Raw genomic sequence first — 14,898 nt, forward strand, 5'->3', positions numbered from 1 at the left:
GATCAGATGCGCTTTTTCTCGATCGCATCCCACAGAAGTGCTGCGATATCGGCGCCGCCGAACTTCTTCACTTCGCGAATGCCCGTCGGCGAGGTCACGTTGATCTCGGTCATGTAGTCGCCGATGACGTCGATGCCGACAAGGAGGAAGCCGCGTTCACGCAGGGCTGGGCCGATGCGGGCGCAGATTTCGCGCTCGCGAGCGGTCAGTTCGGTCGGCTCGGGCCTGCCGCCGGCATGCATGTTGGACCGCGCGTCATGCTCGGCGGGAACCCGATTGATCGCGCCCACCGGTTCGCCGTCGACGAGAATGATGCGCTTGTCACCCTTGCGCACAGCCGGCAGATAGCCCTGCGCAATGAAGGGCTCGCGGAACATCTGGTTGAACATCTCCATCAGCGAAGAAAAATTGCGGTCGTCGCGGGTGGAGTGGAAGACGCCGGCGCCGCCATTGCCGTAAAGCGGCTTCAGGATGATATCGCCCTGCTCTTCCCGGAACCGCGCAATCTCGGCCGGATCCTTGGTGATCAGGGTCGGCGGCATCAGGTCGGCGAATTCGGTGACGAAGATCTTTTCCGGCGAGTTGCGGACCCACGCCGGGTCGTTGACGACAAGTGTCTTCGGGTGGATGCGCTCGAGCAGATGCGTGGAGGTGATGTAGCTCATGTCAAACGGGGGATCCTGGCGGAGCAGCACGACATCCATGGTGGAGAGATCAACCCGCTCGGGCGTGCCGAGGGTATAGTGGTCCCCCTTGACGTCGCGCAGTTCCATCGGCTCAACCGTCGCATAGACCTTGCCGTCGCGCATGGACAGGCGATCGGGCGTGTAGTGGAAGAGCTTGTAACCGCGCGCCTGCGCTTCCAGGCTCATGGCGAAGGTCGAGTCGCCCGCGATGTTGATCGTGGAGACGTGGTCCATCTGGACCGCGACATTGGTAATTTTCGCCATAAGCTCTGTCCTCGTTCAAAAGCAAGGCAGATTTAGGCTCAGCCGCCCTTGATGGCAACGGCGGCTTGCTTGAATTTTGCTGATGCTGGGATCACGTCACAGGGCGGAAAACTTGCCCTGGCGCAAGGCGTTGCGCAAACGATAGAGCGTCGCGAGCGGTCCCGGGAAGGGCTTGCGCAGGAATGCAACCTTGCGGACATAGACGTCGACGCGCCAGGTCGCCCAGGTGCCGCCCCGGAAATAGGCGATGTCTCCGGCCTGCAGAAGCCGTTGGCTACCATCCTCGCCGGTGACATGCACCTCGCCTTCCTGAATGACAACCGTTTCGTCCCAGCCGAAGAACCAGCGAAATTCGCCGGCCGTGCAGTCCCAGACGGCCGTCGAGCTTGCCTCGTCGGTGCTGGTGGAATGCTGACCGATGCGGGCGAGCGGCGTTCCGCGGATGATCCAGTCGGGATTGATCGGAGCGGCCTTCAGCGCCAGATTGTCGCCATGGGCGGCGACCACCGGCGGCAGTTCGTCCTTCTTGCGGCGCGGTGCCGCCAGCATGACGCCGGCCATTCCCGCCAGCAGAAGTTTCAATGGCATCGTGATCCCCCTCGCCTGTAATGCGGGAGGACCCTAACAAGAACTCGCTAAAACGCGGTTTGGCAGATCGATAAAATGCAATCCATCCGGAACCGTCAGGCGAAACTCGGAACCATGGCAGGTGACATCGAGGCCCGCGTGTTGGCATCCGGTGCCGGCTCGATCCGCCGGCCGGTATCTGCCGAAAAGGCATGCAGTTTGTCGGCGGCGATCGTCAGCGGCAGATGATCGGCCAGGTCGGAGTTTGGCGAGACGATTGCGGTCATTGCCTGGCCGGCGACCATGCCGTGCACCAGGCGCTGAGCGCCAAGTTCCTCCACGTAGTCGACATCAAGCACGAGTTGGGCCGCGTGCGGCTCTGCAGCGACGAGATCCTCGGCGCGCAGGCCGATGCGGATCGGCCCTTCCGGCAGGGCGCCACCGAAGCACAGTTGTGCACCGCCAATCATCAGGCGTCCGGCGTCGACATTTGCATCCAGCAGGTTCATGGCCGGCGAGCCGATGAAGCTGGCGACAAAGGTGGAAGCGGGGCGGTTGTAGACCTCGAGCGGCGTGCCGATCTGCTCGATGCGGCCGCCGTTCAGAACGACCAGACGATCGGCCAGCGTCATGGCCTCCAGCTGGTCGTGGGTGACGTAGATCGCGGTCGTCTTCAGCCGCTTCTGCAGTTTGCGGATCTCGCCGCGCATGGAGACGCGGAGCTTGGCATCAAGGTTGGACAGCGGCTCGTCAAAGAGAAACACCGCCGGCTTGCGGACGATGGCGCGCCCCATGGCGACGCGCTGGCGCTGGCCGCCCGAGAGAGCACGCGGCTTGCGGTCGAGATATTTCTCGATCTCCAGCATCTTTGCCGCTTCCGCGACGCGGGCGGCGATCTCCTGCTTCGGGGTGCCACGGTTTTTCAGGCCATAGGCCAGATTGTCGTAGACCGTCATGTGCGGATAAAGCGCGTAGTTCTGGAAGACCATGGCGATGTCGCGGTCCGCTGGCTCAACCTCGTTGACCACGCGGTCGCCGATCGAGATCGTGCCTTGCGAGATCGCCTCGAGCCCTGCCACCAAGCGCAAAAGCGTGGACTTGCCGCAGCCGGAGGGGCCGACCAGCACGATGAACTCGCCGTCCCCGATCTGGATGTCGACGCTATCGACGGCCCTGGCGCCGCCCTTGTCGTAGATCTTGCAGACCTCGTTGATGTCGATGGAAGCCATGATGCGCTCCTCTCACTTGTCGGTTTCGGTGAGGCCCTTGATGAACCAGCTCTGGAAGACGACCACCACCAGCACCGGCGGCAGCATGGCGAGCACGGCCATGGCAAAGGCTTCGTTGTAATCGGGGATCTGCGCGCCGACCCAGACCTGCAGGATCTGCTTGATGCCGCGCATCAGGGTGTAGAAGCTCTCGTCGGTGGTCATCAGCATGGGCCAGAGATACTGGTTCCAGCCATAGACAAACATGATGATGAAGACGGCGGCGATCATGGTGCGCGAGAGCGGCAAGAGGATGTCGACGAAGAACTTGAACGGCCCGGCGTTGTCGATGCGGGCGGCTTCCAGCAGTTCGTCGGGCACCGACTTGAAGAACTGGCGGAAGAAGAAGGTACCGGTGGCGGAGGCCAGGAGCGGCAGGATCAGGCCCTGATAGCTGTTCAAGAGACCCAGATCGCTCATCACCTTATAGGACGGCATGATGCGCACTTCGAGCGGCAGGAGCAGCGTGGTGAAGATCAACCAGAAGGCGAGCGTGGCAAAGCGGAAGCGGAAATAGACGATGGCGTAAGCCGCGAGCATCGAGAGAACGATCTTGCCGATGGCGAAGCCCAGGCCCAGGATCAGCGAGTTCATCGCCATGGTCAGTCCCGTGACCTGGCCGGTGAAGCCGCCGGACTTGAACAGGACCTTGTCATAGGTCGAGGTGAAATCATCGCCGATCGAGAGCATCAGGCCATGGGTGTGGATCTCGGCGGCAGAGTGCGTCGAGGTGGTGAAGGCGACGACCAGCGGGCCGAGCATGAAGATCACGCCTGATATCAGGATCAGATGGTCGAAGAATTTGGTGCGATACATGGCGCTCTCCTCAACCGTAATGGACGCGACGTTCAATGAAGCGGAACTGGATCATGGTCAGGACCAGCACGACCAGCATCAGGATAACCGACTGGGCCGAGGACGAGCCGAGGTCATTGCCGCGGAAACCGTCGAGATAGACCTTGTAGACCAGCGTGATCGGGTTGTTGGCCGGCTTGTCCTTCACGATGACGTCGATGACGCCGAAGGTGTCGAAAAGCGAATAGGTCATGTTGATGACCAGCAGGAAGAAGGCGGTCGGAGTGAGGAGCGGCAGGATCACCGTCCAGAAGCGGCGCGTGCCGGACTTGCAGTCGATGGCGGCGGCCTCACGGATGGAGGCCGGGATGCCCTGCAGGCCGGAGAGGAAGAAGATGAAATTGTAAGGGATCTGGTTCCAGACGGCGACCGCGACCATGGCAAAGGCCGTGTCGAAATAGTTGAGGCCAACCTTCATATCCCAGCCGAACAGGGCGGCGAATTTGACGAAGGGACCGATATGCTGGTCGAAGAACATCATGCCGATCAGGCCCGCGACCGGCGGGGCAATGGCATAGACGACGATCAGCAGCGTCTTGTAGGCCGACTTGCCGCGGATCACGGCATCGGCTTTCAGCGCAAGCAGGAGGCCGAGCGACAAAGCAAGCGTCGTGACGATCAGGCTGTAGGCGATCGTGAAGCCGGCAATCTTGCGATATTCCGGCGAGGCGAGCGCATCCGTGTAATTGGCGAAACCGACGAAGCTCGCGCCGAAACCAAAGGGATCCTCGATATAGAAAGACGAGGTGATCGCCTGGGCAGACGGCCAGTAAAAGAAGATCGATATGATCACGAACTGCGGCAGCAGAAACAGATACGGCAGGTATCGCGAGTTGAACTGGACGCGCTTCATGGTGGTGTCTTTCGAGAAGAAGGGGCCTCCCGCTTGGAACGGGAGCCCCTCATCCGGCCCTGCGGGCCACCTTCTCCCCGCAGGCGGGGAGAAGGGCGAGACCGCAGCGTCTCAACTCCCTTGCCCCGCTTGCGGGGAGAGGGTGGGGCGAGGGGCAAGAGCCCAGCAATGATCAGCCGGCCGTCTTGGCGAAGCGGGCGAGAAGCTCGTCAGCTTCCTTCTTGATCGTGTCCATGGCGTCCTTCGGGGTGGTTTCACCGGCGAAGATGCGGTTGTATTCGCGTTCCATGATCGAGCGGATCTGCGGGTAGAAGCCGAGGCGATAGCCCTTGTCCCACTCGGCGCCCGGCAGCTGCAGCTGCTTGATGCCGACTTCAGCGGCCGGCTTCTCGTTGTAGTAGCCTTCCGACTTGGCCAGCTCGTAGGCGGCATTGGTGATGGCAACGTAACCGGTGGCCTGGTGGTAGAACTTCTGGATCTCGGTCGAGGTCAGGAAGTTGAAGAAGGTGGCCGTGCACTTGTTTTCTTCAGCCGACTTGCCGGACATGGCAAACAGGGCAGCGCCACCGATGAAGGAGTGGACGCCAGCACCTTCGATCGAGCCCCAATAGGGCAGGAAGGTTGCCGAGAAGGGCATGGTCGCGGTCTTCTGAAGGCCGCCGAAGGAGCCGGACGAACCGATCCAGAGAGCCGCCTTGCCTTCTTCGAAGACCTTCTGGTTGTCGTTCCAGGCCGCGCCGTAGTAGCCGAACAGGCCCTGATCGTACCAGGCCTTGAGCTTGTCATACATCATGACGTGGCGCTCGTCGGTGACGTTGATCGTCGTGTCGACGATGCTGTCATAGCCGTTGTTGTTCGAGGCGAACTGGATGTTGTTGCGCGAGAAGAAGTTCTCGGTGAACTGCCAGGTCAGCTGCGACTGGACGAGCGGGATGAAGCCGGCCTCTTTCAGCTTCGGGGCGATGGCTTCGAACTCTTCCCAGGTCTTCGGGGCTTCGACACCGGCCTTTTTCAGGGCTTCGTCGTTGATGTACATGATCGGGGCCGAGGAGTTGAACGGCATGCCGACGAACTTGCCATCCGCGTCGGCGTAGAAATAGCGTACGCCCTCGATGAAGGCGTTGCGGTCGAAGGCAAAGCCGTTCTCCTTCAGGAGGTCTTCAGCCGGAATGGTCGCGCCCTTGGCGTTGATGATGGTGGCAGCGCCGGCATCAAAAACCTGCAGGATGTTCGGCTGTTCGCCGGAACGGAAAGCGGCGATGCCGGCCGACAGGGCTTCCTCGTAGGAGCCCTTGGAAACGGGCGTGATCGCGCATTCGCTCTGGGCAGCGTTGAACTTCTGGGCGAGCTCGTTGATCACTTCGCCGTTGCGGCCACCCATGCCGTGCCACCAGGTGATGTTGGTTGCGGCAAGCGTTGTCGATGCGGTCATGGTCAGGGCCAGAGCGGCCAGGGAAATCTTCTTGATCATGGGACAGATCCTCTCCACCGGTTGTTGCGGTGAGGCCTGCATTAGGCATGCTCGGTGACAGCGACTTGAATGTTTGGTGACAGTCCTGTCACAATTGGCGAGTTTCGAGTTTTCCACATCGAAGGCGAAATGAACCTAGAACGCACCCGGCAGATGCGTTGGCCAGCGCCATGGCCGCACCACGATGATATCATGGCGAAGTGACAGTTTTGTCGCGTCCGACTGCCTGGAAATCCAGTGATCTGCGGCATTGTGGATGCGACGCTGTGCCTCCAAGCCGACGGCATCGACGCCGGACGAGACGGTCTTTCGCGCTTTCACTTCGACGAAAACGACGAGATCGCCACGCCGGGCGATGATGTCGACTTCGCCCGCCCTGGTACGGTAGCGGAAGGCGAGGATACGGTAACCTTTCAAAAGAAGCGCGACCGCTGCGCGAACTTCAGACCAGCGGCCCAGCCTTTCGGCGCGGATGCGATTTCGATCCACGCCCTGGGGCTTCATGCGGCCCCCTTGAGTTCCAGGAGACGCTGGTAGAGGTCCTTGCGTGGCAGGCCGGTCAGCTTGGCAGCCTCGGTCGCGGCCTTGGCCGTCGGCATGGTGCCTGCGAGTTCGGAAAGCAGACTGTCGACATCAGCTGCATCGGGTGCGGCATCGGCCATGGGTGGTCCAATCACCAGCACCACCTCGCCCTTCACGGCCTTGTCGGCATAGATCGCCGCCAGATCGCCAAGCGTGCCGCGGCGGAATTCTTCGAAGGTCTTGGTAAGCTCCCGGCAGACGGCGGCCGGGCGGCTGGCATCGAGTTCCTCGGCTGCAGCCGTCAGCGTATCGCCGATGCGATGCGGAGATTCAAAGAAGATCAGCGTTGCCGGCACCTTGGCGAGTTCCTTCAGCCGGTCGCGACGCGCCTTGTCCTTGGTCGGCAGGAAGCCGGCAAAGAGGAAGGCATCATTGGGAAGGCCGGAGCCGACAAGGGCGGCCAGAGGGGCAGACGCGCCGGGGATCGGCACGACGCGGTGGCCGGCCTCGATCGCCAGTTGGCCAAGGCGATAGCCGGGATCGGACACGAGCGGCGTGCCGGCATCGGAGACCAGGGCCACCGACTTGCCGGCGTCCAGCGCCGCGAGAAGCCGGGCGCCAGCCTCGTCGGCATTGTATTCGTGATAGGCGTAGGGGCGGTTCTCGATGCCGTAGCGGTCGAGCAGGACGCGGGTGACGCGGGTATCCTCGCAGGCGAGTACGTCGGCGCCGGCCAGGGTTTCCAGAGCCCGGAGCGTAATGTCGCTCAGGTTGCCGATGGGCGTGGCGACGAGATAAAGCGCCGGCTCCAACGGGCGGGCGGGGACCAACGTGTCGTTCAGACGATAGCGTTTGGCGGATGGCGCCTGCGCTGCGGATTTGTCATGATCTGTCATGGCGTCTTTATCCTCCACGCCCCGATCTTCCACAAGGGCGCCCGGCCATAAACCATTCCGCCAAGCTCTGGTGGGTGGGAGCGTGGAAAACCTTTGAGGCTCTTGCTTTTCCCGTTCGTTTCCTGCCATTTTGCCCGTCCACATCGTCCGGCCCGGGATCAGGCCGGCCCTTCTTCCATCCGGGCAACCGGATGACGACACGTCGAAAGCGGTAGCGTCCCATGCGTATAACTCTTGAACGGTCCAATCTCCTCAAGTCTCTGAACCATGTGCATCGCGTGGTCGAGCGTCGCAACACGATCCCGATCCTGTCGAACGTCCTGTTGAAGGCCGAAGGCGCCGCGCTCGACATGAAGGCGACCGACCTCGATCTCGAGATCACCGAAAGCACGGCCGCCATGGTCGAGCAGGCTGGCGCCACGACCGTGCCCGCGCATCTGCTGTATGAAATCGTGCGCAAGCTGCCCGACGGTTCGGAAGTTTTGCTCGCCACCACGCCTGATGGTGCCAGCATGACCGTCGCCTCGGGGCGTTCGAAATTCTCGCTGCAGTGCCTGCCGCAGTCCGATTTCCCGGATCTCACCGCCGGCAGCTTCAGCCACAGTTTCAAGATCAAGGCATCCGACTTCAAGATGCTGATCGATCGCACCCAGTTCGCGATCTCGACCGAAGAGACACGCTACTATCTGAACGGCATCTTCCTGCACACGATCGAGGCCGGCGGCGCCCTGAAGCTGCGGGCGGTCGCGACCGACGGTCACCGTCTGGCGCGCGCCGATGTCGATGCGCCCTCGGGTTCGGAGGGCATGCCGGGCATCATCATTCCGCGCAAGACGGTCGGCGAGCTGCAGAAGCTGATCGACAATCCGGATCTGACCATCGGGATCGAGATCTCGGATTCGAAGATCCGTCTCTCCATCGGCTCGGTCGTCCTGACCTCGAAGCTGATCGATGGCACCTTCCCGGACTACCAGCGCGTCATTCCGCAGGCGAACGACAAGGAAATGCGCGTCGATTGCCAGACCTTTGCCCGTGCCGTCGACCGTGTCTCGACCATTTCGTCGGAGCGTGGCCGCGCCGTGAAGCTGGCGCTGTCCGATGGCCAGTTGCTGCTCACCGTCAACAACCCGGATTCGGGCAGTGCTACGGAAGAAGTGGCCGTCGGTTACGAAAACGACGCGATGGAGATCGGCTTCAACGCCAAGTACCTGCTCGACATCACCAGCCAGCTTTCCGGCGAAGACGCGATCTTCCTGCTCGCCGATGCGGGCTCTCCGACGCTCATCCGCGACACGGCCGGCGTCGATGCGCTTTATGTGCTTATGCCGATGCGCGTATAATTTTTCACGGAATCTTCTCTCTGGGCGCCATCTGATCTTGTTTTTGCGACAATTCGCTCCAAAGTCGGCTTATTGAATTCCAGTCAATGCGGTCAGTAACGGAGACGATGATGGCGCTGCGCTTGAAAGAACGGTTCGAAAAGAAGTTCGACGAAGAAATCCGCTTCTTCCGAGGGATGATGCAGGGGCCAAAGCAGGTCGGCGCCATCGTGCCGACCTCGTCCGTCACCGCACGGAAGATGGCGAGCGTCATCGACACCGCCTCCGGACTTCCTGTTCTCGAGCTCGGTCCGGGCACAGGCGTCATCACCAAACAGATCCTGGCCCGCGGCATTGCGCCCGAGAAGATCGTATCCGTCGAATATTCGCGTGACTTCTACGAACGGCTGGTCGAGGACTATGCCGGGGTGAATTTCATCCACGGCGACGCCTTCGATCTGGAAAAGACACTCGGCGCCTTTGCCGACCAGACCTTCGACAGCGTCATCTCGGCGGTGCCGCTTTTGAGCTTCCCGATGGAGGCCCGCATCCGGCTCATCGACGACCTGCTGTCCCGCATGCCGGCCGGACGGCCGGTGGTACAGATCACCTACGGCCCGGTTTCGCCTGTTATCGCCAAGCCGGACCGCTACCATATCCAGCATTTCGACTTCATCGTGCGCAACATCCCGCCGGCGCAGCTGTGGATCTATCGCCGGGCCTGATCGTGTCTCTTCCCATCTGAGCGGGGGATCATCGCCTGCACGCCGTTGGTCGTGCTTGCGATTCATGGCGTGTCGTGCGACTTGACGTCGGTCTCGATCTGGCAGGAGTCTTTGTCTTGAGCGCACGTCACCGTCTCATCGTCGGACTGGATGTTCCGACCGTCGCCGATGCGGAGGGCGTGGTCACCACGCTCGGGGACAGCATCTCCTTCTACAAGATCGGCTATCAGCTCGCCTTTGCCGGCGGGCTGGAATTTGCCCGCGACCTCGCCAAGGACGGCAAGCAGGTCTTCCTCGACATGAAGCTGCTCGACATCGACAACACGGTCGCTTCGGCCGTGGAGAATATCGCGCGCATGGGCATGACCATGCTGACGCTGCATGCCTATCCGAAGGCGATGAAGGCGGCCGTCGAGGCCGCCACCGGTTCCGGCCTCTGCCTGCTCGGCGTGACCGTGCTGACCTCCATGGATGAGCAGGACCTGACCGATGCCGGTTATGAATATGATCCGCATACGCTGGTTTTGAAGCGGGCCGAACAGGCGCGCATCGCCGGCATGGGTGGGGTGGTCTGCTCGGCGGAGGAGGCATCGGCCGTGCGCCAGATCCTCGGGCCGAAGATGGCGATCGTCACGCCGGGCATCCGGCCTGCCGGCGCCGACCATGGCGACCAGAAGCGGGTGATGACGCCGGCCGACGCGATTGCCGCCGGTTCCAGCCATCTCGTCGTGGCGCGCCCGATCGTGAAGGCCGCCGACCCGAAAGCGGCCGCACTTGCCATTCTCGCCGAGATGGACGCAGCGCTGGGTACGTCACACTAATTTCAAGCTGTCAGGGAGGGCCGCATGGCCAAGGGATACTGGATCGCCCGCGTCGATATTCGCGATGCCGAGCGCTACAAGGATTATGTCGCCGCCGCAAAGCCGGCCTTTGAAAAATACGGCGCGACCTTCCTCGCCCGGGGCGGCGCTTACACGCAGCTTGAGGGCCAGGTGCGCGCCCGCAACGTGGTGATCGAGTTCCCGTCGCATCAGGCCGCCGTCGATTGCTACAACTCGCCGGAATACCAGATTGCCGCGAAAATCCGCCAGGAAGTGGCCGATGCCGAAATGGTGGTCGTCGAAGGCGTCTGATGCTTTTGACCTGAGGCTCTTTGTCCTGCCGGCAAAGGCCTCATCTGCCCTTTCCCCGGGCAAGCGATTCGGCTAAGAGAGGCGCGATATCATACGCGCCGCGTGCGCCGCACCGTTCAGGGGAGCCCGTCCATGACCTTGTCCAACCAACCGCCGCTCGTCACCGTCTTCGGGGGCTCGGGTTTCGTCGGACGGCATGTGGTCAGGGCGCTCGCCAAGCGCGGCTATCGTATTCGCGTTGCCGTGCGCCGTCCGGATCTCGCGGGCTTCCTGCAGCCGCTCGGCAATGTCGGCCAGATCTCCTTCGTCCAGGCCAATCTGCGTTACCGCGCGTCGGTCGATGCCGCCGTGCAGGGCGCCGACCATGTCGTCAACTGCGTTGGCATCCTGTTCGAGAGCGGCCGTAATGGCTTTGATGCCGTGCAGGATTTTGGTGCCCGTGCCGTTGCCGAAGCCGCCCGCTCGGTTGGCGCGACGCTGACCCATATCTCCGCCATCGGCGCCGATGCCAAGTCGGCGTCGGTTTATGCCGCCACCAAGGGGCGTGCCGAAGCCGCGATCCAGTCGATCCTGCCGGATGCAACGATCCTGCGTCCCTCGATCGTTTTCGGCCCTGAAGACGGTTTCTTCAACAAGTTCGCCGCCATGGCGCAGATGCTGCCCGTCCTGCCGCTCGTCGGCGGCGGCAAGACGAAGTTCCAGCCTGTTTATGTGGAAGACGTGGCCGAAGTCGTCGCCCGTGCCGTCGATGGCACGATCACGCGCGGCAAGACCTACGAACTCGGCGGTCGCGACGTCCTGACCTTCAAGCAGTGTCTCGAGACCATGCTTGAAGTCGTTGGGCGCAAGCGCACGCTCGTTTCCCTGCCATTCGGCATTGCCTCGCTGATCGGCAGCATTGCATCGGCCATCCCGCTGATCACGCCGCCGCTCACGCCCGACCAGGTCACACTCCTGAAGAAGGACAATGTGGTCTCGCCAGCCGCCAAGGCTGAGGGTCGCACCCTCGAAGGCCTCGGCATCGAGCCGGTGACCGTGGCTGCCATCCTGCCGACCTATCTCGTGCAGTACCGCCCGCACGGCCAGTATGCCGGCGCCGGCAAGGCGGCCTGACAGGCTTTCCCAGGCGCTGCCTTCTGTGTCGGAGTTGCACAAAAGACGCAGCTAAAGAAAGACGCATGTTAACCGCGGATAAAGCAAGATCGCCTATTGATGGCCATCACAGCAATGCGTAAAGACTCGCCCGCAGCGCCGGGCGAGATTTGTTCGCCGGTCATTTGTTTTACGACAGTCTCAAGAGGCATTTCATGGGCAAGTCCATCGCACTGTTCTTTGCATGTGCGGCATTGGTGATCATCGCCGGCTCCTTCGTGGCGCCGACCACGGTGGCGGCCCGCAAGGGCAATTGCACCCCGGCATACGGGATCGACCCGTGCAGCACGGCTTCCATCCCGGCGACGAACTGATCATGTTTCCATAAAAAAGGGCCGCTTCGAACGGCCCTTTTTTTCGCGCAGCCCTGGCGGGATCACCCCACCAGCAAAAGGGCGACGAGGCCGATTGCACCGACCGCAATCCGCCAGTAGGCGAACGGCGCATAACCGCGCCGCGAGATGAAATCCAGCAGAGACCTGACCACAAAGATCGCCGAGACGAAGGCAGCGATGAAGCCGATGGCGATGATCGCGCCGTCGTTGAAGCTCAACGCATCACGGTTCTTGTAGAGATCGAGCGCGAAGGCGCCGACCATGGTCGGCATGGCCAGGAAAAACGAGAATTCCGCGGCCGAGCGCTTGTCGGCGCCAAGCAGCAGAGCACCGACAATTGTGGCGCCCGAGCGCGAGGTGCCGGGGATCATCGCCAGGCACTGGAAGAAGCCGATCTTCAGCGCCAGCGACAGCGGATATTCGGTCACGTCGTGATAACGAGGCGTGAGCGGCTTGCGGTCGATCCAGAGCAGCACGAAACCGCCGAGGATCAGAACGACACAGATCAGCATCGGCGTTTCAAACAAAACGGTCTTGATGAAATCATGGGCGATCGCGCCGATCACAGCGGCTGGCAGGAAGCCGACGAGCACGGCGCCGACGAAGCGGCGGCTGGCAGCACTTGTGGGCAACGACAGGGCGATCTGCAGAAGCTTGGTGAAATAGACACTCAGGATGGCGAGGATCGCGCCCAGCTGGATCAGCACCGCAAAGGTGTTGCCCGGCGACTTGAAACCGAGAAAATGACCGGCGAGCAGGACATGCGCCGTCGACGACACCGGGATGAACTCGGTCAAGCCCTCGATGAGGCCGAGCACCAGCGCGCTGATAATTGATTGATCTTCCATGAGGTCTCCGTCGGGGGGGAAGGCTGTCAGTGATTTGCTTGTATTGCATTAACCAAGCACCTATAGCTTGGAAGCCGAGATCATGACCAGTCGCCTCTGATGGCGCGGTTTGGCACTTTTAAAAAATCCGAGAATCCGAGTCACAATGCCGACCCTGTATCATCATTCGATGTCCACCGCGTCCCGTTTCATCCGTCTGGTGCTCGCCGAATACGGCTTCCAGGTGGATCTGGTGGAAGAACAGACCTGGGAGAAACGCAAGGAATTCCTGGCGTTCAATCCCGCCGGCACCCTGCCCGTCTATGTCGACGACAATATGCGGGCGCTGTGTGGCCCCATCGTGATTTCCGAATTCATCGACGAGACGCATGGCGTGTTGAAGCGGGATAGACGGCTGTTTGCCGAAGATCCTTTCCAGCGGGCCGAGATCCGCCGTCTGGTCGAGTGGTTCCTGCAAAAGATGGAGCAGGATGTCACGAAACCGCTGGTGCGCGAGCGGGTGCACAAGCTGCTGATCCCCAATGGCCTGGGCGGCGGCGCTCCCGATTCCAAGGTGCTTCGCACCGCGCGTGGCAATATCCGCCACCACATGAAGTATCTCACCTGGCTCTCCGGCTCGCGCCAGTGGGTGGCCGGCGAACGTTTGAGCTACGGCGACCTGTCGGCAGCGGCTGCCGTTTCGGTGCTCGATTATCTCGGCGAGATCGACTGGAACGAGTTCTCGGTCGCCAAGGAATGGTACCAGCGGATCAAATCGCGCCCCTCCTTCCGCCCGCTCCTGACCGAACGCGTGCGCGGCATCACGCCGGTCTCGCATTACGCCGATCTCGACTTCTGACGGCCAGCCCGATGGACGAGCCGCAGAGCGATCCGAAGATCAGGAAGCGGCGGGAAGACCTGACGCGCTTCCTGCGCGGGGAAGCGCTCGCACAAGGGTTTGATGTCTGTCGCGTTACCCTGCCCGACAGCATTCCGGAGGCGCCGGGGCGTCTTGCCGCTTTTGTCGAGGCCGGTCGGCACGGCACCATGGCCTGGATGGAAGAGACCCTGGAGAGGCGCGGCGATCCGCGCGTGCTCTGGTCGGACGTGCGCTCCATCGTGATGTTCGGGATGAATTACGGTCCGGACGCGGATCCGCGCCTCTTGCAGGCAGAGCCGGACAAGGCCGCCATCTCCGTTTATGCCCGAAACCGCGACTATCACGACGTGATCAAGGGGAGGCTGAAGGAGATCGCGACGCGCTTTGCCGCGCGCGCCGGCGCCGATGTGAAGGTCTTTGTCGATACGGCGCCTGTCATGGAAAAACCGCTCGCGGCGGCAGCCGGGCTCGGCTGGCAGGGCAAACACACCAATCTGGTCAGTCGCGACTTCGGCTCCTGGCTGTTTCTCGGCAGCCTGTTCACCACTGAAGATCTTGAGATCGATCAGCCGGAACGCGATCATTGCGGCTCCTGCCGCGCCTGTCTCGACGCCTGTCCGACGGATGCCTTCCCGGCGCCTTACCAGATCGATGCGCGACGCTGCATTTCCTATCTCACCATCGAGCACAAAGGGCGGATCGACCCTCAGCTTCGCCCCGCCTTCGGCAACCGGATCTATGGCTGCGACGACTGTCTGGCCGCCTGTCCGTGGAACAAGTTCGCGGCGAGCGCCCGCGAGATGAAGCTCAAGGCGCGCGATGATCTGAAAGCGCCCGAGATCGCCTTCTTCCTGACGCTGGACGATGCCGACTTCCGCACCTACTTTAGCGGCTCGCCCGTAAAGCGCATCGGGCGCGACCGCTTCGTGCGCAACGTCCTGATTGCAGCGGGCAATTCCAGGTCGGTCAAGCTGGCGCCGGCCTGCGAGGCGCTTCTCGACGATACTTCCGCCGATGTGCGCGGCATGGCCGTCTGGGCGCTGTCGCGGCTTTTGCCGAGCCTGGACTTCCTGGCCTTGCGGACGGCGCGCATGGGGCAAGAACCGGATGAAACGGTCCGGCTGGAATGGATGATGGAGAGCTGA

17 protein-coding genes are annotated in these 14,898 nt (G+C 62.0%); 8 read left to right on the forward strand and 9 right to left on the reverse strand.

The genetic code is table 11. The features are described 5' to 3' along the window. Positions 1-2: 2 nt before the first annotated feature. The 8 genes from gshB to rsmI all read right to left on the reverse strand — a co-directional run bounded on the left by gshB (position 3) and on the right by rsmI (position 7,382). Entirely contained in the window at positions 3-950 is a 948-nt protein-coding gene (gshB, locus tag DMY87_RS05575; RefSeq protein WP_110790233.1) for a glutathione synthase, read from the reverse strand. A gap of 96 nt (positions 951-1,046) precedes the next feature. Then, a complete protein-coding gene (locus DMY87_RS05580) occupies positions 1,047-1,511 on the reverse strand; it encodes a cupin domain-containing protein (protein ID WP_425353471.1) in 465 nt (154 codons plus the stop codon). Positions 1,512-1,633: 122 nt separating this feature from the next. Continuing rightward, positions 1,634-2,746, reverse strand: a complete 1,113-nt coding sequence (locus DMY87_RS05585; RefSeq protein WP_110790235.1) for a sn-glycerol-3-phosphate import ATP-binding protein UgpC — start codon at positions 2,744-2,746, stop codon at positions 1,634-1,636. 12 nt (positions 2,747-2,758) lie between these two features. Continuing rightward, on the reverse strand, positions 2,759-3,601 hold the full coding sequence (locus tag DMY87_RS05590) for an ABC transporter permease subunit (RefSeq protein WP_110790236.1): 843 nt from the start codon (positions 3,599-3,601) through the stop codon (positions 2,759-2,761). A gap of 10 nt (positions 3,602-3,611) precedes the next feature. After that, on the reverse strand, positions 3,612-4,493 hold the full coding sequence (locus tag DMY87_RS05595) for an ABC transporter permease subunit (RefSeq protein ID WP_110790237.1): 882 nt from the start codon (positions 4,491-4,493) through the stop codon (positions 3,612-3,614). 172 nt (positions 4,494-4,665) lie between these two features. Continuing rightward, the gene (locus DMY87_RS05600) at positions 4,666-5,964 is read right to left on the reverse strand and encodes an extracellular solute-binding protein (protein ID WP_110790238.1); all 1,299 of its coding nucleotides are present in this window, start codon (positions 5,962-5,964) and stop codon (positions 4,666-4,668) included. Between the two features lie 135 nt (positions 5,965-6,099). Next, complete coding sequence (locus DMY87_RS05605; protein ID WP_110790239.1) at positions 6,100-6,468, reverse strand: YraN family protein; 369 nt, start codon at positions 6,466-6,468, stop codon at positions 6,100-6,102. Then, on the reverse strand, positions 6,465-7,382 hold the full coding sequence (gene rsmI, locus DMY87_RS05610; RefSeq protein ID WP_110790240.1) for a 16S rRNA (cytidine(1402)-2'-O)-methyltransferase: 918 nt from the start codon (positions 7,380-7,382) through the stop codon (positions 6,465-6,467). Before rsmI ends, DMY87_RS05605 begins: the two co-directional genes overlap by 4 nt. A gap of 221 nt (positions 7,383-7,603) precedes the next feature. On the opposite strand from rsmI, the gene dnaN reads away from it, so the two are divergent. The 6 genes from dnaN (at position 7,604) to DMY87_RS24115 (ending at position 12,025) form a co-directional block, all read left to right on the forward strand. Further along, entirely contained in the window at positions 7,604-8,722 is a 1,119-nt protein-coding gene (gene dnaN, locus DMY87_RS05615) for a DNA polymerase III subunit beta (RefSeq protein ID WP_110790241.1), read from the forward strand. A 110-nt stretch (positions 8,723-8,832) separates the two neighbouring features. Next, positions 8,833-9,426, forward strand: coding sequence for a phospholipid N-methyltransferase PmtA (gene pmtA / locus DMY87_RS05620; RefSeq protein WP_110790242.1), 594 nt, complete (start codon positions 8,833-8,835; stop codon positions 9,424-9,426). A 116-nt stretch (positions 9,427-9,542) separates the two neighbouring features. Beyond that, positions 9,543-10,247 carry an orotidine-5'-phosphate decarboxylase gene (gene pyrF / locus DMY87_RS05625; RefSeq protein WP_110790243.1) on the forward strand — a complete coding sequence of 235 codons (705 nt, stop codon included), beginning with the start codon at positions 9,543-9,545 and terminating at the stop codon, positions 10,245-10,247. A 24-nt stretch (positions 10,248-10,271) separates the two neighbouring features. Further along, entirely contained in the window at positions 10,272-10,559 is a 288-nt protein-coding gene (locus DMY87_RS05630) for a DUF1330 domain-containing protein (RefSeq protein WP_110790244.1), read from the forward strand. A 132-nt stretch (positions 10,560-10,691) separates the two neighbouring features. Continuing rightward, the gene (locus DMY87_RS05635; protein ID WP_110790245.1) at positions 10,692-11,672 is read left to right on the forward strand and encodes a complex I NDUFA9 subunit family protein; all 981 of its coding nucleotides are present in this window, start codon (positions 10,692-10,694) and stop codon (positions 11,670-11,672) included. A gap of 194 nt (positions 11,673-11,866) precedes the next feature. Further along, positions 11,867-12,025, forward strand: a complete 159-nt coding sequence (locus tag DMY87_RS24115; RefSeq protein ID WP_165826144.1) for a hypothetical protein — start codon at positions 11,867-11,869, stop codon at positions 12,023-12,025. A gap of 62 nt (positions 12,026-12,087) precedes the next feature. Here the strand turns inward: DMY87_RS24115 and DMY87_RS05645 are convergent, their stop codons facing one another. Further along, a complete protein-coding gene (locus tag DMY87_RS05645) occupies positions 12,088-12,894 on the reverse strand; it encodes an undecaprenyl-diphosphate phosphatase (RefSeq protein WP_110790247.1) in 807 nt (268 codons plus the stop codon). A 145-nt stretch (positions 12,895-13,039) separates the two neighbouring features. Here DMY87_RS05645 and DMY87_RS05650 point away from each other — a divergent pair, with 145 nt between their 5' ends. Both DMY87_RS05650 and queG read left to right on the forward strand, forming a co-directional pair. Continuing rightward, positions 13,040-13,732, forward strand: a complete 693-nt coding sequence (locus DMY87_RS05650; RefSeq protein ID WP_110790248.1) for a glutathione S-transferase family protein — start codon at positions 13,040-13,042, stop codon at positions 13,730-13,732. Positions 13,733-13,743: 11 nt separating this feature from the next. Continuing rightward, positions 13,744-14,898: a tRNA epoxyqueuosine(34) reductase QueG gene (gene queG / locus DMY87_RS05655; RefSeq protein ID WP_110790249.1), complete on the forward strand. Its 1,155-nt coding sequence runs from the start codon at positions 13,744-13,746 to the stop codon at positions 14,896-14,898.

The sequence above is a fragment of the Peteryoungia wuzhouensis genome (assembly GCF_003205195.1).
GTDB classification, from domain to species: Bacteria; Pseudomonadota; Alphaproteobacteria; order Rhizobiales; family Rhizobiaceae; genus Allorhizobium; species Allorhizobium wuzhouense.

Coding starts and splice junctions, on each gene's coding strand:
- gshB (WP_110790233.1), bottom strand. CDS start 950: ATGGCGAAAATTACCAATGTCGCGGTCCAGATGGACCACGTCTCCACG.
- DMY87_RS05580 (WP_425353471.1), bottom strand. CDS start 1,511: ATGGCCGGCGTCATGCTGGCGGCACCGCGCCGCAAGAAGGACGAACTG.
- DMY87_RS05585 (WP_110790235.1), bottom strand. CDS start 2,746: ATGGCTTCCATCGACATCAACGAGGTCTGCAAGATCTACGACAAGGGC.
- DMY87_RS05590 (WP_110790236.1), bottom strand. CDS start 3,601: ATGTATCGCACCAAATTCTTCGACCATCTGATCCTGATATCAGGCGTG.
- DMY87_RS05595 (WP_110790237.1), bottom strand. CDS start 4,493: ATGAAGCGCGTCCAGTTCAACTCGCGATACCTGCCGTATCTGTTTCTG.
- DMY87_RS05600 (WP_110790238.1), bottom strand. CDS start 5,964: ATGATCAAGAAGATTTCCCTGGCCGCTCTGGCCCTGACCATGACCGCA.
- DMY87_RS05605 (WP_110790239.1), bottom strand. CDS start 6,468: ATGAAGCCCCAGGGCGTGGATCGAAATCGCATCCGCGCCGAAAGGCTG.
- rsmI (WP_110790240.1), bottom strand. CDS start 7,382: ATGACAGATCATGACAAATCCGCAGCGCAGGCGCCATCCGCCAAACGC.
- dnaN (WP_110790241.1), top strand. CDS start 7,604: ATGCGTATAACTCTTGAACGGTCCAATCTCCTCAAGTCTCTGAACCAT.
- pmtA (WP_110790242.1), top strand. CDS start 8,833: ATGGCGCTGCGCTTGAAAGAACGGTTCGAAAAGAAGTTCGACGAAGAA.
- DMY87_RS05630 (WP_110790244.1), top strand. CDS start 10,272: ATGGCCAAGGGATACTGGATCGCCCGCGTCGATATTCGCGATGCCGAG.
- DMY87_RS05635 (WP_110790245.1), top strand. CDS start 10,692: ATGACCTTGTCCAACCAACCGCCGCTCGTCACCGTCTTCGGGGGCTCG.
- DMY87_RS24115 (WP_165826144.1), top strand. CDS start 11,867: ATGGGCAAGTCCATCGCACTGTTCTTTGCATGTGCGGCATTGGTGATC.
- DMY87_RS05645 (WP_110790247.1), bottom strand. CDS start 12,894: ATGGAAGATCAATCAATTATCAGCGCGCTGGTGCTCGGCCTCATCGAG.
- DMY87_RS05650 (WP_110790248.1), top strand. CDS start 13,040: ATGCCGACCCTGTATCATCATTCGATGTCCACCGCGTCCCGTTTCATC.
- queG (WP_110790249.1), top strand. CDS start 13,744: ATGGACGAGCCGCAGAGCGATCCGAAGATCAGGAAGCGGCGGGAAGAC.